The 17246-nt window shown below is 70.2% G+C and carries 17 protein-coding genes and 1 tRNA gene; 8 read left to right on the top strand and 10 right to left on the bottom strand.

The window, feature by feature from the left end:
* Positions 1-11: 11 nt before the first annotated feature.
* From MRBLWH7_RS03635 to MRBLWH7_RS03610, 6 genes are read right to left on the bottom strand one after another with little or no spacing between them, the layout of a single operon-like run.
* On the bottom strand, positions 12-1688 hold the full coding sequence (locus tag MRBLWH7_RS03635; protein WP_341999239.1) for an acyl-CoA dehydrogenase family protein: 1677 nt from the start codon (positions 1686-1688) through the stop codon (positions 12-14).
* A complete protein-coding gene (locus tag MRBLWH7_RS03630; protein WP_341999237.1) occupies positions 1685-2782 on the bottom strand; it encodes a putative zinc-binding metallopeptidase in 1098 nt (365 codons plus the stop codon). Before MRBLWH7_RS03630 ends, MRBLWH7_RS03635 begins: the two co-directional genes overlap by 4 nt.
* 34 nt (positions 2783-2816) lie before the next feature.
* On the bottom strand, positions 2817-3956 hold the full coding sequence (locus MRBLWH7_RS03625; RefSeq protein ID WP_341999233.1) for a PQQ-dependent sugar dehydrogenase: 1140 nt from the start codon (positions 3954-3956) through the stop codon (positions 2817-2819).
* Positions 3953-4429 carry a VOC family protein gene (locus MRBLWH7_RS03620; RefSeq protein WP_341999231.1) on the bottom strand — a complete coding sequence of 159 codons (477 nt, stop codon included), beginning with the start codon at positions 4427-4429 and terminating at the stop codon, positions 3953-3955. Before MRBLWH7_RS03620 ends, MRBLWH7_RS03625 begins: the two co-directional genes overlap by 4 nt.
* A 45-nt stretch (positions 4430-4474) precedes the next feature.
* A complete protein-coding gene (locus tag MRBLWH7_RS03615; RefSeq protein ID WP_341999228.1) occupies positions 4475-5542 on the bottom strand; it encodes a HAMP domain-containing sensor histidine kinase in 1068 nt (355 codons plus the stop codon).
* A 10-nt stretch (positions 5543-5552) separates the two neighbouring features.
* Complete coding sequence (locus MRBLWH7_RS03610) at positions 5553-6233, bottom strand: response regulator transcription factor (RefSeq protein ID WP_341999226.1); 681 nt, start codon at positions 6231-6233, stop codon at positions 5553-5555.
* Between the two features lie 86 nt (positions 6234-6319).
* On the opposite strand from MRBLWH7_RS03610, the gene MRBLWH7_RS03605 reads away from it, so the two are divergent.
* The 8 genes from MRBLWH7_RS03605 to MRBLWH7_RS03570 all read left to right on the top strand — a co-directional run bounded on the left by MRBLWH7_RS03605 (position 6320) and on the right by MRBLWH7_RS03570 (position 14748).
* Positions 6320-6961, top strand: coding sequence for a M15 family metallopeptidase (locus tag MRBLWH7_RS03605; RefSeq protein ID WP_341999224.1), 642 nt, complete (start codon positions 6320-6322; stop codon positions 6959-6961).
* Between the two features lie 161 nt (positions 6962-7122).
* Positions 7123-7254 (top strand): hypothetical protein, encoded by a 132-nt coding sequence (locus MRBLWH7_RS03600; protein ID WP_341999222.1) that lies wholly within the window; start codon positions 7123-7125, stop codon positions 7252-7254.
* Positions 7251-8798 carry an alpha-L-fucosidase gene (locus MRBLWH7_RS03595; RefSeq protein WP_341999220.1) on the top strand — a complete coding sequence of 516 codons (1548 nt, stop codon included), beginning with the start codon at positions 7251-7253 and terminating at the stop codon, positions 8796-8798. Before MRBLWH7_RS03600 ends, MRBLWH7_RS03595 begins: the two co-directional genes overlap by 4 nt.
* A 195-nt stretch (positions 8799-8993) precedes the next feature.
* Complete coding sequence (locus MRBLWH7_RS03590) at positions 8994-10298, top strand: alpha-galactosidase (RefSeq protein ID WP_341999218.1); 1305 nt, start codon at positions 8994-8996, stop codon at positions 10296-10298.
* 134 nt (positions 10299-10432) lie between these two features.
* Positions 10433-11152, top strand: a complete 720-nt coding sequence (locus tag MRBLWH7_RS03585) for a helix-turn-helix domain-containing protein (protein ID WP_341999216.1) — start codon at positions 10433-10435, stop codon at positions 11150-11152.
* Positions 11149-12291 carry a transaldolase gene (gene tal, locus MRBLWH7_RS03580; RefSeq protein ID WP_341999214.1) on the top strand — a complete coding sequence of 381 codons (1143 nt, stop codon included), beginning with the start codon at positions 11149-11151 and terminating at the stop codon, positions 12289-12291. Before MRBLWH7_RS03585 ends, tal begins: the two co-directional genes overlap by 4 nt.
* Positions 12292-12314: 23 nt before the next feature.
* Complete coding sequence (locus tag MRBLWH7_RS03575) at positions 12315-12809, top strand: hypothetical protein (protein WP_341999212.1); 495 nt, start codon at positions 12315-12317, stop codon at positions 12807-12809.
* Between the two features lies 1 nt (position 12810).
* Positions 12811-14748 (top strand): glycoside hydrolase family 15 protein, encoded by a 1938-nt coding sequence (locus MRBLWH7_RS03570; protein ID WP_341999211.1) that lies wholly within the window; start codon positions 12811-12813, stop codon positions 14746-14748.
* A 155-nt stretch (positions 14749-14903) separates the two neighbouring features.
* Here MRBLWH7_RS03570 and MRBLWH7_RS03565 read toward each other — a convergent pair.
* The 4 genes from MRBLWH7_RS03565 to nadD form a co-directional block, all read right to left on the bottom strand.
* Positions 14904-14979, bottom strand: a tRNA-Ala gene (locus tag MRBLWH7_RS03565).
* A gap of 71 nt (positions 14980-15050) precedes the next feature.
* A complete protein-coding gene (gene rsfS, locus MRBLWH7_RS03560; protein WP_341999208.1) occupies positions 15051-15431 on the bottom strand; it encodes a ribosome silencing factor in 381 nt (126 codons plus the stop codon).
* Complete coding sequence (locus tag MRBLWH7_RS03555) at positions 15431-16645, bottom strand: hypothetical protein (protein ID WP_341999206.1); 1215 nt, start codon at positions 16643-16645, stop codon at positions 15431-15433. Before MRBLWH7_RS03555 ends, rsfS begins: the two co-directional genes overlap by 1 nt.
* The gene (nadD, locus tag MRBLWH7_RS03550; protein ID WP_116193242.1) at positions 16642-17238 is read right to left on the bottom strand and encodes a nicotinate-nucleotide adenylyltransferase; all 597 of its coding nucleotides are present in this window, start codon (positions 17236-17238) and stop codon (positions 16642-16644) included. Before nadD ends, MRBLWH7_RS03555 begins: the two co-directional genes overlap by 4 nt.
* Positions 17239-17246 lie beyond the last annotated feature (8 nt).

Genomic DNA, 17246 nt, shown 5'->3' with positions numbered 1-17246 from the left:
CGGCTCGACCGTCAGTGGCGCGCGACGATGGCGGCGGCATCCGTCCCCGACGGCAGCACGCCGTACTGCGCCCCGCGATCGTCGCCCAGCCGGGCGGCGATGAACGTGTCGGCGTCGAGTCCGGGCGCGTGGCGCAGCATGAGGGATGCCTGGAACGCCAGCGCGAGATCCTCGCTGAGCCGGCGAGCCTGAGACGGGGCCTCGTCCGGAGCGGCCACAAGGCGCTCCAGTAGGGCGAGCGTGCGTTCCACGTGCCGATCGAGCACCGCCGAGGCGCCCGCCGTGGTCGCGAGCTCGTCGGCGAAAGCCGCCTCCGACTCGCGGTCGCGCGTGAGCGCCCGCAGCACGTCGAGGGCGATGACGTTGCCGGAGCCCTCCCAGATCGCCATGACGGGCTGCTCGCGGTAGCGCCGGGCCAGGGGGAAGGTCTCGGTGTAGCCGTTCCCGCCGAGGCACTCGAGCGCTTCGTAGGCATGGTGCGGCCCGCGTTTGCACACCCAGTACTTCGACACCGGGGTGGCGAGGCGGCGCAGGGCGACATCGCGATCGGATGCCTCGGCCTCGAAGAGCTGCGCGAGGCGCAGGCCGGTGAGCATCGCGGCCTCGTACTCCAGGGCGAGGTCGGCGAGCACGCCGGTCATCGCGGGCTGGTCGACAAGGAGAGCGCCGAACGCCTCGCGTCCGCGCGCGTGCCACACCGCTTCGGCGACCGACTGCCGCATGCCCGCGGCCGTGCCGAGCACGCAGTCCAGGCGCGTGCGCTGGACCATCTCGATGATCGCCCGGACTCCGCGTCCGGGCTCGCCGACGAGGAAGCCGACGGTGCCGTCGAACTCGACCTCCGCCGAGGCGTTCGCGCGGTTGCCGAGCTTGTCTTTCAGCCGCTGGATGCGGAACACGTTCCGCATGTCGTGCGGCAGCATGCGGGGCACGAACACACAGGTGAGTCCCTCGTCCACGCCGCGGCTGCGGGTGTGGGCCAGCACGAGGAAGCCGTCCGACATCGGCGCCGAGCAGAACCACTTGTGGCCGGTGAGCTGGTAGGCGTGCCCGCCCATCGACTCGCCCACGGTGGTGCCCGCGCGCACGTCGGAGCCTCCCTGCTTCTCGGTCATCGCCATCCCGATGAGGGCGCTCGACTTGCCGCCGTCGACGGCGAGTCGTGGTTCGTACTCCCGCGAGTAGAGGCGTGGAAGCCACTCGCCGGCGACCCACGGCGAACCCTCGATCGAGGCGACCGCGGCGTGCGTCATCGAGACCGGGCACGCGTGCCCGGGTTCGACCTGCGCGAACAGCATGAACATCGCCGCGCGGGCGACGTGGGCTCCGGCACGCGGGGCGGCCCACGCCGAGGTGTGTGCACCCCGGGAGACCGCTTCCGCGATCACCCGGTGATACGACGGGTCGTACTCGACCTCGTCGAGGCGATAGCCCCAGCGGTCGTGGGCGTGCGCGACGGGGGTGTGCACGTTCGCGAGGTGGGCATCCCGCTGGAACGAGTCCGACCCGACCAGCACGCCCGCTTCCCGGAGCCCTTCGTCGGCCCACTCCGCCCCGAACGCCCCGACGGCTGCGGCGAGCGGCGCGTTGAGCGTGTACTCGTCGACCTCGACGCGCCAGGACGGCTGGTTCTCGACGTAGTGCGTCGCCGCACCGATCACCCGCTGTCCCCGCGCGAACGACGTCATGACGTCCCCGTCTCCCCCGCCCCGGCACCGGCCATCGCGAGGGTGTACTGCTCCCCCGGGCTCAGCGGCGCGCGCGTCACGATGTCGTGGACGAACGCGAGCTTGTGCCGCACCGGCGTCACGATCGTGAACGGGTACAGGTCGCCGAAGCCCATCGACCGGTTGATGCGATTGAACGCCTGCGACAGCCACTCCCAGTCGGTGAGAAGCCGCTGGATGGGCTCGTTCTCATACGACTCGAGCGGCACGACATCCGTGTCGCGGAGATTCGTCACGGAGGCGTCGAGATGGATTCCGATGACCGCTGCGGTCTGCAGTGTGCCGGTGATGTGGAGGTAGTGGGCGAACGTCTCGGCGAAGTCCTCCCACGGGTGCATCGTCGCGTACTCCGAGATGAACGCCGCGTGCCAGTCGGACGGGGCGCCGAACGTGTAATGGCGCTTCAGTGCGTCCCGATAGCTCGCGCGCTCGTCGCCGAACAGCTCGCGGCACCGCGTCCAGAGCTCGTCGTCGGCGAGGAGGACGTTCTGGTAGTAGTGCCCGACCTCGTGGCGGAGGTGCCCGAGGATCGTGCGGTACGGCTCGCCGAGCCGGACCCGAAGGGCTTCCCGTCGATCATCGAGGCTCTCGGCCAGGTCGATCGTGATGATGCCGTTGGCGTGCCCGATGGTCACCGGCTTGCCGTCGGAGAGGCTCGAGATCAGGTCGAACCCGAGGCCGCCCTTCTCGACGTCCCAGCCGACGATCGGCAGGCCCAGGTCGGCGAGCTGCAGGAGCAGCCGTCGCTTGGCCTCCTCGGTCTTCGCGAGCTTCTCGAGGGCGACGGTGTCGTCGGCGGCGGGACGGCGTCGGGTGAGCCGGCACGAGAAGCAGCGGCCGGCGGGAGCGTTCTCCCACACGAGCCAGTTGCACGCCCACTCACGGTTCGAGCAGGTGTACCAGGTCTCGCCGCCGATGACAGCCTGCCCGTGGCGGATTCCGTAGAACTCACGCGTCGGGATGTGGTAGCCGATCGCGGCTTCGCAGTTCGGACACTGCAGCGTGTCCAGGTAGACGAAGTGGCGACAGTGCGGACAGCGGGGCTGCGAGGTCACGGTCTCACCGTAGCGTGCTGCAGAGCGCGACGATTCACGGGGCCGGAACGACCTCTACGCGCAGGAGGAGATCGTCGCCTGGTCGCGGCGAACCTCGCCCGTCGGTGTTGCTCGTCAGCAGCCACAGCGACCCGTCGGGCAGCGCGACGACGTCTCGCAGTCGTCCGTGCTCGCCCACGAACGCGGCGACGGGCTCGTCGCGCATCGCGCCCGCGTCGGTGTCGATCTGCCAGAGCCGCTCGCCGCGCAGCCCCGCCATGAACACCGTGTCGCCGCGGGCGGCGATGCCGCTGGGGCTCGCATCAGTCGTCGGCCACTGGGCCACCGGATCCGTGAACTCCTCCCTTCCGGAGATCCCCTCGACCACGGGCCAGCCGTAGTCGCCCCCCGGGTCGATGCGGTTGAGTTCGTCCCAGGTGTCCTGACCGAACTCGCTGGCCCACATCGTGCCGTCGGCCGTCCACGCGATCCCCTGCACGTTGCGATGCCCCATCGACCACACGCGCGTGCCCCACGGATTGCCGGGGGCAGGATCGCCGTCGGCGGTCACGCGCAGGATCTTGCCGTTGAGGCTGTCGCGGTCCTGCGCGGCGTCGCGCTGCTGCGCGTCTCCCGTCGTGACGTACAGGTACCCGTCCGGGCCGAAGGCGAGGCGCCCGCCGTCGTGGGTGCTCGCCCGCGCGATGCCCTCGAGGATCACCTCGGGCTCGCCCAGCGCGAAGGATCCCGGTTCGCCGAGCAGCGGCATCCGTGCCACGCGATTGTCGTCGGCCGCACCGAAATAGGCGAAGAGCGTGAGGGCGCCGTCTGTCTGGAGCAGCGCGAGGCCGTGGAGGCCGGACTCGCCGCCTGACACCACACCGGGGATCGCGCCGACGGCGCGGACCTCGCCGTCGGGGGTGAGTTCGAGCACCGTGCCGTCCCCGCGTTCGGAGATCAGCGCTCCCCCGCCGTCGAGCGGTACGACCGACCACGGTGCGACGAGCGCCGACGCGAGGGTCCCGGTGACGGAGCCTGCGCGCCACCAGGTCTGGGCCGCCGGAGTGGTGCTCGGACCGACCGTGGGTGCCTGCGAAGAGGGTGTCGGCCGGGGCGCCGGAGCGCTGCACCCGGATGTCGCGGTCAGCACCATGACGAGGCATCCGACCACCGCCCACCGGGCGTCGCGTCTCATCCGTCCGCCACGGCCGCCTCGAGGACCGCGAGGTCGATGCGCCGCATCCGGAGCATCGCCTGCACGGCGCGGTGGGCGACCTCGGGGTCGGGGTGGCGGATCAGCTCCACGAGCCGGTCCGGGATGATCTGCCACGACAGACCCCAGCGGTCCTTGAGCCACCCGCAGGGCTGCTCCTGGCCGCCGTCCGCCGTCAGCGCGTCCCAGTATCGGTCGACCTCCGCCTGATCGCGGCAGGCGACGTACAGCGAGACAGCCTCCGTGAACGGGAACTGCGGACCGGCATCCATCCCGAAATAGTCGCGGCCGCCCAGCCGGAAGTGCACGTGCATGACCTTTCCCCCCATCCCCGGCACCTCGTCGGGGTAGCGGTCGATCGTCACGAGCTCGGAGTCCGGGATCAGCCCCGTGTAGAACGTGACGGCCTCCTCCGCGGCATCGTCGAACCAGAGGAACGGGGTCACTGCGCTCATGCGTTCCACCCTTGTCGACGCATCGCACCCGCGCAATGGCCGGGATCACGGATGCCGCGCGCCGAGCCGCACCGCGACCCGCAGGCCTCCGCCCGCCCGAGCCGTGAGGAGGAGCGTCCCACCGTGGGCCTCCGCGATGCTCCGGACGATCGCGAGCCCCAGCCCAACCCCGACGTGGTCGCCGGCACGGACGCGCTCGCTCCCGCGCTGGAACGGCTCGGTCAGCGTCGCCGTTCGCTCGGGGGTGAGCTGCTCGCCCGTGTTCTCGACGACGAGCTCCACTGCGCCGTCGCGCTCGGCAGTGATGACATCGACCGTGCCGTGCGCGGGGAGGTTGTGCACGATGGCGTTGTGCACGAGGTTCGACACCAGCTGGAGCAGCAGGGCGTACGACCCGGTGGTCCAGGCGACTTCGCCGCTCGTGCGGATGGCCACGCCGCGAGCCTCCGCAAGCGGGAGCAGCGTCTCGGCGGCCTCCTCGGCGACGAGGGACAGATCGACGGGTTCCCGGGTGAATGACCCCTGCTCGGCCCGGCTGAGCACCAGCAGCGCCTCGGTGAGCTCGATCGCACGGGTGTTGACCGCGCGGAGTTGCACGATCAGGGCATCCGCATCGCGGTGGGGGTCGTTGCGGGCGACGTCGAGCAGCGTCTGGGTGATCGCCAGGGGCGTGCGCAGCTCGTGCGACGCATTCGCGGCGAACCGCCGCTGCTCGGCGACGTGCGCGTCGAGGCGCGCAAGCATCGCATCGAAGCTGTCGGCCAGCTCGCGGAACTCGTCCTGGCGTCCTGGCAGCGCGATCCGGTGCGACAGCGAGCCGCTCGCCGCGAGGCGCGTGGCTGCCGTGACCCGCGCCAGCGGCGCGAGCATCCGCCCGGCGAGGAGCCAGCCGCCGAGAAGCCCGAACACGAGGAGGAAGAGCAGCGCCCAGGTGGCGGCGGGGGTGAATGCGCGGATGAGGTCGTCGCGATTCGGGACGAATGGCCCCGGACCGGTGATCTGTCCATCCGGCACGTATCTGAGGAGGAACAGCCACACCACGGTGAGCAGGAGCGTGCCCGCCACCATGAGGAATCCGGCGTAGCTGAGGGTGAGCTTGACCCGGACGCTCATGCCGGGCGCCCTAGTCATGACCGACGCCGTCCTCCGTGCCGATCCGGTAGCCGACTCCGGGGACGGTGGTGATCACCCACGGCTCGCCCAGCCGCTTGCGCAGTGCGGAGACCGTGATGCGCACGGCGTTCGTGAAGGGGTCGGCGTTCTCGTCCCACGCGCGCTCGAGCAGCTCCTCGGCGCTCACGACCCCTCCCTCGGCGCTCATCAGCACCTCGAGGACGGCGAATTGCTTGCGCGTCAGCGCGACGTAGCGGTCGTCGCGGTAGACCTCGCGGCGGAACGGATCCAGTCTCAGTCCCGCGAGCTCCTGCACCGGCGGCCGGCTGTGGGCACGGCGACGATCCAGCGCCCGCAGCCGCAGCACGAGCTCCTGCAGGTCGAACGGCTTCGTGAGGTAGTCGTCGGCGCCCAGCTCGAATCCGGTCGCCTTGTCGTCGATGCGATCCGCCGCGGTGAGCATCAGGATCGGGATGCCGCTGCCCGAGCGCACGATGTGCGCGGCGACGTCATCCCCCGAGGGGCCGGGGATGTCGCGATCGAGGACGGCGATGTCGTAGCTGTTGATGCCCAGCAGCTCGAGTGCGGTGTCGCCGTCGCCCGCGACGTCGGCGGCGATCGCCTCGAGGCGCAGACCGGTGCGGATCGCCTCCGCCATGAGGGGCTCGTCCTCGACCACCAGTACGCGCATGCCTCGATGCTACGAGCCGGTGCATATCGTCCGCGTATGCGAAAGCCGATACGCCCTCGCAACACGCGCGCGCGTCAGCTGGGAGCATGATCCCCACCGCAGCCGCCCTGCCGAGAACCCGCCGCGTGCTCCGGCACGCCCTCGTGATCCTGGTCATCGTCGCCCTCGCGATCGTCGGGCTGGCGGTCTACAGATCGGCAGCGGCGGCGGGCTCCCTCGGCGACACGCCCGGCGGGCGCCACGCGCCGGCGCCGGACGCGCCGGACGGTGCCGTCACCGCGGCGGACGGACTCCTCCCCGATGGTGCGACCGCGTTCGACGAGGGATACCCGGGGGTGGCGCGCCTCTCCCCGGCGTTGCTCGACGCAGTGAAGCGGGCGTCGACCGACGCGGCGAGCGGCGGCGTCGTGATCCGGGTGAACAGCGGCTGGCGCTCGGCCGAATATCAGGATCGCCTTCTGCAGGAGGCGGTCGAGCAGTACGGCTCGGCTGAGGAGGCCGCTCGCTGGGTGGCGTCTCCCGAGACCTCCGCGCACGTGGCGGGCGACGCCGTGGACGTGGGCTCCTACGACGCGGTGGACTGGCTGGCGGGCCAAGGCGCCGCGTACGGGCTCTGCCAGACCTACGGAAACGAGCCGTGGCACTTCGAGCTCCGCCCGGAAGCCGTCGACCGCGGCTGCCCGCCCCCGTACATAGATCCGACCCAGGATCCGCGTGCGCACGGGTGACGCCGAGTGCCGCGATGCAGCGGCAGGGCGAAGCCTGCGGCCGAACCGGACGTGGAAACGCTTCGATATCGACTCTTGTGGCCGCGCGGGCTCACCTCTAGGCTCATAGATCGAAGCGTTTCGAAATACTTCCCACCAATGACGACTGGAGAAGAGATCCGATGACGGATGCAGTATCGGCGGCCGTGCAGCCTGTCGTTCCCGGGTTCTTCCCCGACCCGACCATCTGTCGCGGACGCGATGCGTACTATCTCGCGCACTCGAGCTTCGAGTACTCGTCGGGGACCCGATGACCACCGCCATGCTCCCCGAGGTCGGCGCCCGCCTCGATGCCATCGACGCCGTGATCGCCGCGGGCTCGCGCGCAGCCGAATGGGAGCGCCTGAAGGTCGCCCCGCCGCAGTGGTACGTCGAGGGCAAGTTCGGTGTCTTCATCCACTGGGGCGTGTACTCGGTGCCCGCGTTCGCGAACGAGTGGTACCCGCGCAACATGTACCGGCCGGGGACGCCGGAGTACGACCACCACCGCCGGACGTACGGCGACCAGCGGGAGTTCGGCTACAAGGACTTCGTCCCGATGTTCCGCGCCGAGAAGTTCGACGCCGCAGAGTGGGCACGGATCATCGGCCGGTCGGGCGCCCGGTTCGTGGTGCCCGTCGCCGAGCATCACGACGGGTTCGCGATGTACGACACCGCTCTGTCGCGCTGGAACGCCGCCGCCATGGGACCGGAGCGAGACGTCATCGGCGAACTCCGCGACGCGATGCGCGCGCAGGGACTGGCGTTCGGCGTCTCGAGCCACCGCGCCGAACACTGGTTCTACTTCAACGGCGGCCGCTCGATCCCGTCCGACGTGGACGCCCCCGACACGCTGGACCTGTACGGCCCCGCCGCCCCCGAGGAGGTGCAGCCGAGCGTCTCGTTCCTGGAGGACTGGCTCGCGCGCACGTGCGAACTCGTCGACCTGCAGCGTCCCGACATCGTGTACTTCGACTGGTGGATCGAGCAGCCGGCCTTCGAGCCGTACCTGCGACGCTTCGCGGCCTACTTCTACACCCGCGCCGAGGAGTGGGGGCGTGAGGTCGCCATCAACTACAAGTACGACGCCTTCCCCGGCGGCACGGCGGTCTTCGATGTCGAGCGCGGCCAGCTGTCGGGCATCCGCCCGGAGTTCTGGCAGACCGACACCTCTGTCTCGACGACCTCGTGGTGCCACGTCGAGCCGCAGCAGTGGAAGACCGCGTACGACCTGGTCTGCGACCTCGTCGACATCGTGTCGAAGAACGGCGCCCTGCTGCTCAACATCGGCCCGAAGGCGGACGGGACCATCCCCGCCGAGGAGGTGCGGATGCTGGAGGCGGTGGGGTCATGGCTCGCGACCAACGGCGAGGCGGTCTACGGCACCCGCCCATGGCTCGTGCCGGGCGAGGGGCCTGTGGCGGTCGCCGACGGAGCCTTCACCGACACGGCCCGCCAGCCCTACACCGAGCGCGACATCCGCTTCACGACCGCACGTGGCGACATCTACGCGACGGTGCTCGGCCCCGTCGCCGATTCCGAAGTCAGGATCCGGTCGCTCGGAAGCGAACTGACCCTGCTGGCGTGCGACATCGAACGAGTGGACCTGGTGGGTCCGTGGCGCCCCGAGATCCGTTACCGCCGAACCACCGAGGGCTTGTTCATCGAAGTGCCCGAGGGCGCGCCGCGCGACATGCCGCTGTGCTTCCGGGTGCGGCCGCGCCGCCGGAGCGGCGAGTGGCGGCACACGGATCAGCTCCTCGCCGACGTCGTGGGCAGCGTCGACGGACCGACCTTCCGGGCGGAGCAGGACGCATGAGGTGACCCGCTCGGGCACCGACGTCATGGGCACGGTCGGGTAACCCGACGTGCCGAGGGGCGCGGCGCGTGCGGCCCGAACCCGCGCGCCGTGCCCCTCACCGAACGGCCTGCCCGCCACCGAGTCCGGTCTCCCCCGCTGATTCGCCTGGCGCGAGATCCGCTGACACCACCACGACAGGAAGACGAGACAGCGATGACACTGCGCAAGACGACCACGCCCCCGATGGGGTGGAACAGCTGGGACTGCTACGGCACCACGATCACCGAGGCCGAGGTGCTCGCGAACGCGGAGTTCATGGCCGAGCACCTGCTCCGCCACGGGTGGGACACGATCGTCATCGACGCGGACTGGGCCGACCCCCACGCGAGATCGCACGGCTACACGGATGCCGCGTCCCTCACGATCGACTCGTACGGGCGCCTGCACCCCGACCCGGTCCGGTTCCCGAGCTCCGCGGGCGGCGCCGGGTTCGGGCCGCTCGCCGAACGCATCCACGAGATGGGCCTGAAGCTCGGCGTCCATGTGATGCGCGGCATCCCGCGCGTATCGGTCGCGGCCGACACCCCCGTCCTCGGAACCGAAGCGACCGCCGCGCAGATCGCCGACCCGACGAACGTCTGCGAGTGGAATCCGCACTACCTCGGGCTCGACCATCACAACCCCGCCGCGCAGGCGTACTACGACTCGTGCGTCGCGCAGTTCGCCGAGTGGGGCATCGACTTCATCAAGGCCGACGACATGCTGTGGCCATACCAGACGCCCGACATCGAGGCGTACTCGCTGGCGGTGCAGCGCGCCGACCGCGACATCGCGCTGTCGCTCTCGCCCGGACGCGACCTGTCGGCGGCGCATCTCGCCCATCTTCGCGAACACACGACGATGTGGCGCGTGTGCGACGACATGTGGGACCGGTGGGACGACGTCCAGGCCAACTTCGCCCGTCTCGCCCGCTGGGCGCCGCTCGCCGGGCCGGACGGCTGGCCGGACGCCGACATGCTGCCCCTCGGCCGCATCGGCATCCGCGCCGAGGTCGGCGAGCCCCGCGAGGGCGCACTCACCCTCCCCGAGCGCCGATCGCTCGTCACACTGTGGGTGATGGCGCGCTCCCCGCTCATGATCGGCGGCGACCTGCCGACCAGCGCGCCCGAGACGATCGCCCTGTTCACCAACGACGACGTGCTCGAGATCCTCCGCGACTCCACCGGCAACCGGGAGCTGCTGCGCGAGCACGACCTCGTGGTCTGGACCGCCGAGCGCGACGACACCCGCTGGGTCGCCGTGTTCAACACCGCCGACGAAGCACGCGAGGTGCCGTTCGACACCCGCTCCCTCGGCCTCGGCCCGGCACCGGCCGCCGTCACCGACGTCTGGGACGCGGCATCCGTTCCCATCGAAGCCGTCCACGAACAATCCGATGCCGCCCGCAGCGTCGCCCCCGGCAGCTCCGTCGTACGGATCACGCTCGAGCCACACGGCTGCAGGCTGCTGCGCGCCTGATCCGACGCCGATCGGATGCCGCCGGAAAGCGCTTGCGCAGCAGCCGATCGACTCCAGTCCACTCCGATAGTTGCGACTGCAAGAAGCAATAATTCTTTAGTCAAGGTTCACTGCCTTTAGAGTAGAGTGGACCCGTGGAACCGGAACGGATCACCCCCACCGCATCCAGAAGGCGTCGCATCAAGGCCATCACAGCGCTCGCCGATCCGGCGCGCCTGGCGCTGTACGAACTGATGTCGAAGAGCACCGAGCCGCTCAGTCGAGATGCCGCCGCGGCGGCGGTCGGCCTGCCCAGAAGCACCGTGGCCTTCCATCTCGACCGGTTGGCGGATGTGGGCCTGCTCGAGGTGCGGTACCGCCGGTTGAGCGGCCGGGACGGGCCAGGCGCCGGTCGGCCTTCCAAGCTGTACGGACGCGCGGACACGGAAGTCAGTGTGTCGCTGCCTGAGCGGCACTACGACCTGCTCGGCGAGATACTGGCGAGCGCCATCGAGGAGTCGGCGGACAGCGGATCCGACGTGCACACCGCTCTGCGCGGCATCGCCCACGAGCATGGCCGCGAACTCGCGTACGGGTCCACCTCCCTGCGGTCTGCACTCGAGGACAGCGGATATGAGCCGCTCGAGGACGACGGCGACGTGGTGTTTGGCAACTGTCCGTTCCACACCCTCGCGCAGCGGCACACCGAATTGGTCTGCCACCTCAACAGGGCGCTGGTGGAAGGCATGCGGAGCGCGGTGCCCGACGGCGGCGGCGAGCTCGTCACGGATCCGCAGGCCGGACGCTGCTGCGTCCGCATCACCGGTGCAGCCGGGCCCGAGAGCATCGCGGGGGAAGAAGGAGCGCGAACATGAACGACGTCAGTCCCACGGCTGCGCTGTCAGCTGCCGGCGTCAGCATCTGGTTGGACGACCTCTCCCGGGAGCGGATCCACTCCTGGAACCTCGACCGGCTGATCGCCGAGCGAGACGTGGTCGGCATCACCACCAACCCGACGATCTTCGCCACGGCGGTACACAACGGCGACGCGTACGGCGCCCAAGTGAGAGCGCTCGCCCGGAAGGGCACCGTGCCGAAGGAGGCGGTCTTCGCCCTCATCACCGCGGATGTGCGCGATGCCTGCGACGCCTTCCGGCCGATCTTCGATGCCACGGCCGGTGTCGACGGACGGGTGTCGATCGAGGTCAGCCCTACCGTCGCCCACGACGCGGCGGCGACCGTCGAGGAGGCGAGGATGCTCCTCGCGGCGGTCGGACGGCCGAACGCCTACATCAAGATTCCGGCCACGGATGCCGGCCTCCAGGCCATCACCGAATGCATCGCCGACGGCATCAGCATCAATGTCACTCTGATCTTCAGCCTCAACCGCTTCAGGCAGGTCATCGACGCGTATCTCACCGGCCTCGAGCGAGCCTTGGAGTCGGGACGGGACCTGGACGGGATCCACTCCGTGGCGTCGTTCTTCGTCTCACGGGTCGACGTCGAGATCGACAAGAGGCTCGACGCTCGCGGCGGGCCGGCTGCCGAACGGCTGAAGGGGGGAGCCGGCATCGCCAACGCGCGCCTGGCTTACCAGGCGTTCGAGGAATCGCAGCGGTCTCCGCGCTGGCGCGCGCTTGCATCGGCGGGCGCGAACCCGCAGCGGCCCCTCTGGGCCTCGACCGGCGTCAAGAGTCCCGACGTGCGGGACACCCGCTACATCGAAGAGCTCGTCGCTCCGAATGTGGTCAACACGATGCCGGAGAAGACGCTGGAGGCGACCTTCGATCACGGCATCATCCGCCGGAACGCCATCGTCGGCACCTACGAGGACGCGCGGGCGCACCTCGACGCCCTTGCCGAGATCGGGATCTCCTACGACGACGCGATGGAGACCCTGGAGCGGGAGGGCATCGAGAAGTTCGGAGCGTCCTGGAACGAACTCCTCGAGGGTGTGCGACAGGCGCTCGAGGAGAACGCGCCGGCGCGGGCGGATGCTCGCACCGAGCGCTGAAGGCGGCCGACAAGGGGGCAGCCATGAGCGGTCTTGCCATCGACTGGACCGGGTGGGCGCTCTTCGGACTGCTCGCGACATCCGCGCTGACCGCCGTGCTCATCGGAGCCCAGCTCGCTGGGTTGACGCGCCTCGACCTGCCGCTCGTGCTCGGCACGATGCTCACCGAGGATCCCGACAGCGCGCGCGTTCTCGGATTCTTCCTCCACCTAGCCGCCGGGCAGGTCTTCGCCCTCGGTTACGCGGCCGCGTTCGCGGTGCTCGAAACCGCGACCTGGTGGCTCGGCGGACTGCTCGGACTGCTGCACGTAGCGGTGGCGCTGCTCGTGATCCTGCCCCTCCTTCCCGGCGTGCATCCGCGGATGGCGTCCGAGCGCGCCGGTCCGTCCAGCATCGCGGTGCTCGAGCCGCCGGGACTCCTGGCGCTGAACTACGGCTACCAGAGTCCCACCGTGGCCGTGCTCGCGCACGTCCTGTACGGCTCGACACTCGGTCTGCTGCTGGGCACGGGAGGCTGAGATGCGACAGCCGACCGGTGCGAGAGACGGCGACGTGCCGCACGCCGTGATTCCGCTCGCGGAGTACGGCCTGGTCGGAGACACCCGCACCGCGGCACTCATCTCCGCTGCGGGATCCGTGGACTGGCTGTGTGTGCCGCGATTCGACGGGCCGCCGGTCTTCGGCCGGCTCGTCGGGGGCGCGTCGGCCGGGAGCTTCCGGATGGGACCTGCCATGGAGGCCCCTGTCGTCGAACGGCGATACCGCGGAGACAGCGCGACGTTGGCGACGACGTGGCAGGTCGGCGACGCACGGCTGACGCTCACGGAGGGAATGGTGGCCGAGCTTGCCGGACGGCTCCTGCCGTCGACGCTGCTCGTCCGCCGCCTCTCGGTCCAGGGGGGATCGGTCGACGCCGCTGTCGACTTCGATCCCCGCTTGGGCGCCCGCTTCCGGCTGCCCCGCGTGCGGCGTGACCGCCACGCGCTCGTGTGCGAATGGGACGCCCTGGCGCTTTCGCTCAGCACGTCGCACCCAGAAGCGATCACACCCGGGCGCGCCACCACTGTCCGGCTGAGGGAGGGTGAGGACGTCACAATGGCGCTCGGGATCGCTCACCGCGAGCCCATCGTCCACGTCGACCCGGAGGCCGCCTGGAGCCTGCTGCTCGACGACGAGGGGAGGTGGCTGGCCTGGGCGGCGGAGATCGATCCCGCTGTTCCGTACCGCTCGGCCGTCGTCCGCAGCGCGGTGACGCTCCGGCTGCTGACCTACGCCCCATCGGGGGCGCCGGTCGCCGCGCCGACGACGTCGCTGCCGGAGCGCCTGGGTGGCGAGCGCAACTGGGACTACCGCTACGCCTGGCCGCGTGATGCGAGCATCGGCGTCGGCGCCTTCCTCAAGCTCGGCAAGGAGCACGAAGCGCAGGGCTTCTTCTGGTGGCTGCTGCACGCGAGCCGCCTGAAGCGACCCCGCCTGCCCGTGCTGCTCACCGTGGATGGCAGGCCCGCCCCGCGGGAGCGGGTGCTCGGACACTGGTCGGGCTATGCGGGGAGCGTTCCCGTCCGGGTCGGCAACGCAGCCGCGGACCAGCACCAACTCGACGGCTACGGCTGGGTGCTGGAGGCGGCGTGGCTGATGACGCAGCGCCACGGGCGGCTCTACGGCGAGACCTGGCGCACGATGCGAGGCTACGCCGACGAGGTGGCTCGGCGGTGGCGAGACCCGGACTCCGGGATCTGGGAGGTGCGAAGCACAGAGGCGCAGTACGTGCACTCGAAGCTGATGGGCTGGCTGGCCCTCGACCGGGCGCTGCGGATCGGGCAGACGCACCCGCTGTCGGCGCGCCGCCGGGAACGGTGGCTCACCGCGCGCGACGCGATCGCCGCCGACGTCCGGACGCAGGGGTTCGACGAGGCGGCCGGGTGCTACACCCGCAGCTACGGAGCGGACGACCTCGATGCGGCGCTGCTCGTGCTACCCGTGATCGGCCTCGAGGATGCGACCTCTCCCCGGGTTCGCGGCACGGTCGATGCGATCCGGGTCCGCCTCGGCGCCGGCGGTCCACTGCTCTACCGCTACCCTCCCGGCCGGGACGGGCTGCATGGCAGCGAAGGAGCGTTCCTCCCGTGCTCCTTCTGGCTGGTCCGCGCCCTCGCGTGCTCCGATCGACGAGAAGAAGCGCTCGAGGTGTTCGAGCAGCTGCTGACCCGCGCGACGGGGCTCGGCCTCTTCGCGGAGGAAATGGACCCGGACAGCGGCGCCCAGCTCGGCAATTTCCCCCAAGCGCTGACTCACGCCGCGCTGATCGAAGCCGCCATCGCGCTGCGCGACATGGATTCGTGCGCGCGTCTGCCGCGGGTCGTAGATCGTCCGGACGGAAACTTCAGCTCGGTGGCAAGCTCGGCCAACGAGGGTCGTTCCCGTGTCCCGGACCCGAGGTGCCGACGCCGTCCATAGAGCGAGGGTGCGCGGGGGTTGTCGAGCACCTTCGAGATACTCCAAGAAGGTGCGAGAGCGCACTGCGGCGACCTGGCGAAGTGTCCAGCAGACGACTGCCAAACATCCAAACTCCCTGATCAGGGAGTGAAGATTCGGTGCTTTACCGGGAGTTTTGGTGGACCTGAGGGGACTCGAACCCCTGACCCCCTGCATGCCATGCAGGTGCGCTACCAGCTGCGCCACAGGCCCAGACGCTGTTCCCGCTCTCGCGGGGCAACTCGTCTAGCTTACAACACTCCGAGGGGTGATCCGTACCAGGATCACTCTTCGGCAGTCGCCCGCGCGGGAAGGGTGATCGGAACCACGGGGCAGTCCTTCCACAGTCGCTCGAGGCCGTAGTAGACGCGCTCCTGCTCGTGGAACACGTGCACCACGAGGTTGCCGAAGTCGATGAGGATCCACCGGGACTCCTCACGGCCTTCGCGACGCAGGCGCTTGTGGCCCGCCTCGAGCAGCTTGTCCTCGATCTCGTCGGCGATCGCCGCGACGTTGCGCTCGCTGCGGCCCGTGACGAGTAGGAAGATGTCGACCAGCGGAAGCGGCTCCGACACGTCGAGCGCGACGAGATCCTCGCCGCCCTTCGCGTCGGCCGCTGCCGCAGCGGTCTGGAGCATATCGTGCGACTGCGCGCTCGCCACCATCAGAAGACTCCTGTCACGAAGGCGAGGATCAGAACGCCCACGAGCGCGAGGGCCAGTACGCCCGCGGTGATCGCGAGGGACATCATGAGCTTGCCGCCCTTCTCGGGCACCGGCGGCTTGATGACGTCGCCGGGCGCCTTCGCGGTGCTGACGGCGGAGCTCGCGGCGATCGGCGTCGGCGAGGAGTGCGAGGGCAGCTCGCCGTCGACGAGCGTCGCGTCGATCTCCTTGCCGTCGGCGGTGCCCTTGGCGTGGCCTGTGGAGCCGAGGCCCTCAGGCAGGTTGAACGTGCCGGTGACGATGACCTCGCCGGTCGCGGTGACGGGCGCCACCAGTGGCGCGACCTCGGGGGCCTGCGACACGATCAGTGCGTTGGGGATCGCGATGGCGCCGGTGGTACGTGTCAGCAGCTGGTCGAACGACGGCGGGAACTCGACCGCGGCGGGTTGAGCGGCGGCCGGTGCCTCGTCGAGCAGGCTCGCACCCAGAAGCGGGTTGACCGCCTTCGGCGCCGCGGCGGGCGCTTCGGCTTCGTCGATCGCAGTGGTGCCGAATCCGTTGTCGAACGAACGCTCCTCGACCTCGGACGCCGCCGGCTCCGCCGGCTCCGCCGCGAAGGGGGGTACCGGGACGGGTGCCGCGGGCACGGCTTGCTGCCTGTTCGGCGTAGCGGCCGGCGCGGCTTCGGTCTCCCGCGGAATGCCGAAAAGCGCGTGGATGCCGCTGTCGGTCGACACCTGCGTCTCGTCGTGAGGGGGTGTGAAGAGCGACGGTGCGGGCTCGTCGAACGGCGCCACGGGCGGCGGGGCGACGGGGAACGCGAACGTCGGGGCGCTGCCGCCCGTGGCGGCGGCGTGTGCGGCGACGACCTCCGGCGTGATCACGGGGACCGACGCGGTGCGGATGCGCTCCTGCTGCCGAGCCTGGCGGCGCGTGAGCGGCGACACGCCCAGGTCGACGGCGGAGTCGGGAACCGGTGCCGGCGCCACGGCGGCGGGCTCGGACGGTCGAGGGAACGGCGCGGAGGCCACCGGCATAGGCGGCGGTATCGACGGGGTGGCCTCGACCGGGGGCGCCGCGACGGACGCGGGAGCCTCGGAGGCCTCGCCGTCGTCCGGCGTCACGGTGATGACGGGTGTAGATCCCGTGTTCCGCAGCTCGCGGATCTGCTTACGTGTGAGGGCTGGCGTCGCCGGGTGCTCGGGTGTACTCATTCCTTGCTCCGGTAGAGATGGTGCTTCGCAATGTATTGGACGACCCCGTCGGGCACGAGGTACCACACGGGGTGTCCTCGCTGAACTCGGTCACGGCAATCCGTCGATGAGATCGCGAGGGCGGGGATCTCGAGCTGACTGACGTCGTCGCTCGGCAGACCGTCGGTGTTCAGAACGTGACCGGGCCTGGACACCGCGACGAAGTGGGCGAGGTCCCACAACTCATCATGGTCCCTCCAACTGAGAATTTGCGCTATGGCGTCGGCACCGGTGATGAAGAACAGCTCCGCGTCCGGGCGCTGGGCCTTCAGATCGCGGAGCGTGTCGATGGTGTAGGTGGGACCGTCGCGGTCGATGTCGACGCGGCTGACCGTGAATCGCGGGTTGGATGCCGTGGCGATGACCGTCATGAGATAGCGATGCTCGCTCGGCGAGACGTCTGCCTTCTGCCAGGGCTCGCCCGTCGGCACGAAGACGACCTCGTCGAGGTCGAACCACTGCGCCACCTCGCTGGCGGCGACCAGGTGCCCGTGATGGATCGGGTCGAACGTGCCGCCCATGACCCCGACTCTCGGGGCTGTCGCCAAGGACATGCAGCAGC

Origin of the sequence: Microbacterium sp. LWH7-1.2, from assembly GCF_038397755.1 — a bacterium.
Classification (GTDB): Bacteria; Actinomycetota; Actinomycetes; order Actinomycetales; family Microbacteriaceae; genus Microbacterium.
This window is presented reverse-complemented; position numbering and strand designations above follow the sequence as displayed.

Bases quoted from the DNA above. Each gene is read 5' to 3' on its own strand.
- MRBLWH7_RS03635 (WP_341999239.1), bottom strand. From the start codon at position 1,688: ATGACGTCGTTCGCGCGGGGACAGCGGGTGATCGGTGCGGCGACGCAC.
- MRBLWH7_RS03625 (WP_341999233.1), bottom strand. From the start codon at position 3,956: ATGAGACGCGACGCCCGGTGGGCGGTGGTCGGATGCCTCGTCATGGTG.
- MRBLWH7_RS03620 (WP_341999231.1), bottom strand. From the start codon at position 4,429: ATGAGCGCAGTGACCCCGTTCCTCTGGTTCGACGATGCCGCGGAGGAG.
- MRBLWH7_RS03615 (WP_341999228.1), bottom strand. From the start codon at position 5,542: ATGAGCGTCCGGGTCAAGCTCACCCTCAGCTACGCCGGATTCCTCATG.
- MRBLWH7_RS03610 (WP_341999226.1), bottom strand. From the start codon at position 6,233: ATGCGCGTACTGGTGGTCGAGGACGAGCCCCTCATGGCGGAGGCGATC.
- MRBLWH7_RS03605 (WP_341999224.1), top strand. From the start codon at position 6,320: ATGATCCCCACCGCAGCCGCCCTGCCGAGAACCCGCCGCGTGCTCCGG.
- MRBLWH7_RS03600 (WP_341999222.1), top strand. From the start codon at position 7,123: ATGACGGATGCAGTATCGGCGGCCGTGCAGCCTGTCGTTCCCGGGTTC.
- MRBLWH7_RS03595 (WP_341999220.1), top strand. From the start codon at position 7,251: ATGACCACCGCCATGCTCCCCGAGGTCGGCGCCCGCCTCGATGCCATC.
- MRBLWH7_RS03590 (WP_341999218.1), top strand. From the start codon at position 8,994: ATGACACTGCGCAAGACGACCACGCCCCCGATGGGGTGGAACAGCTGG.
- tal (WP_341999214.1), top strand. From the start codon at position 11,149: ATGAACGACGTCAGTCCCACGGCTGCGCTGTCAGCTGCCGGCGTCAGC.
- MRBLWH7_RS03575 (WP_341999212.1), top strand. From the start codon at position 12,315: ATGAGCGGTCTTGCCATCGACTGGACCGGGTGGGCGCTCTTCGGACTG.
- MRBLWH7_RS03570 (WP_341999211.1), top strand. From the start codon at position 12,811: ATGCGACAGCCGACCGGTGCGAGAGACGGCGACGTGCCGCACGCCGTG.
- rsfS (WP_341999208.1), bottom strand. From the start codon at position 15,431: ATGGTGGCGAGCGCGCAGTCGCACGATATGCTCCAGACCGCTGCGGCA.
- MRBLWH7_RS03555 (WP_341999206.1), bottom strand. From the start codon at position 16,645: ATGAGTACACCCGAGCACCCGGCGACGCCAGCCCTCACACGTAAGCAG.
- nadD (WP_116193242.1), bottom strand. From the start codon at position 17,238: ATGTCCTTGGCGACAGCCCCGAGAGTCGGGGTCATGGGCGGCACGTTC.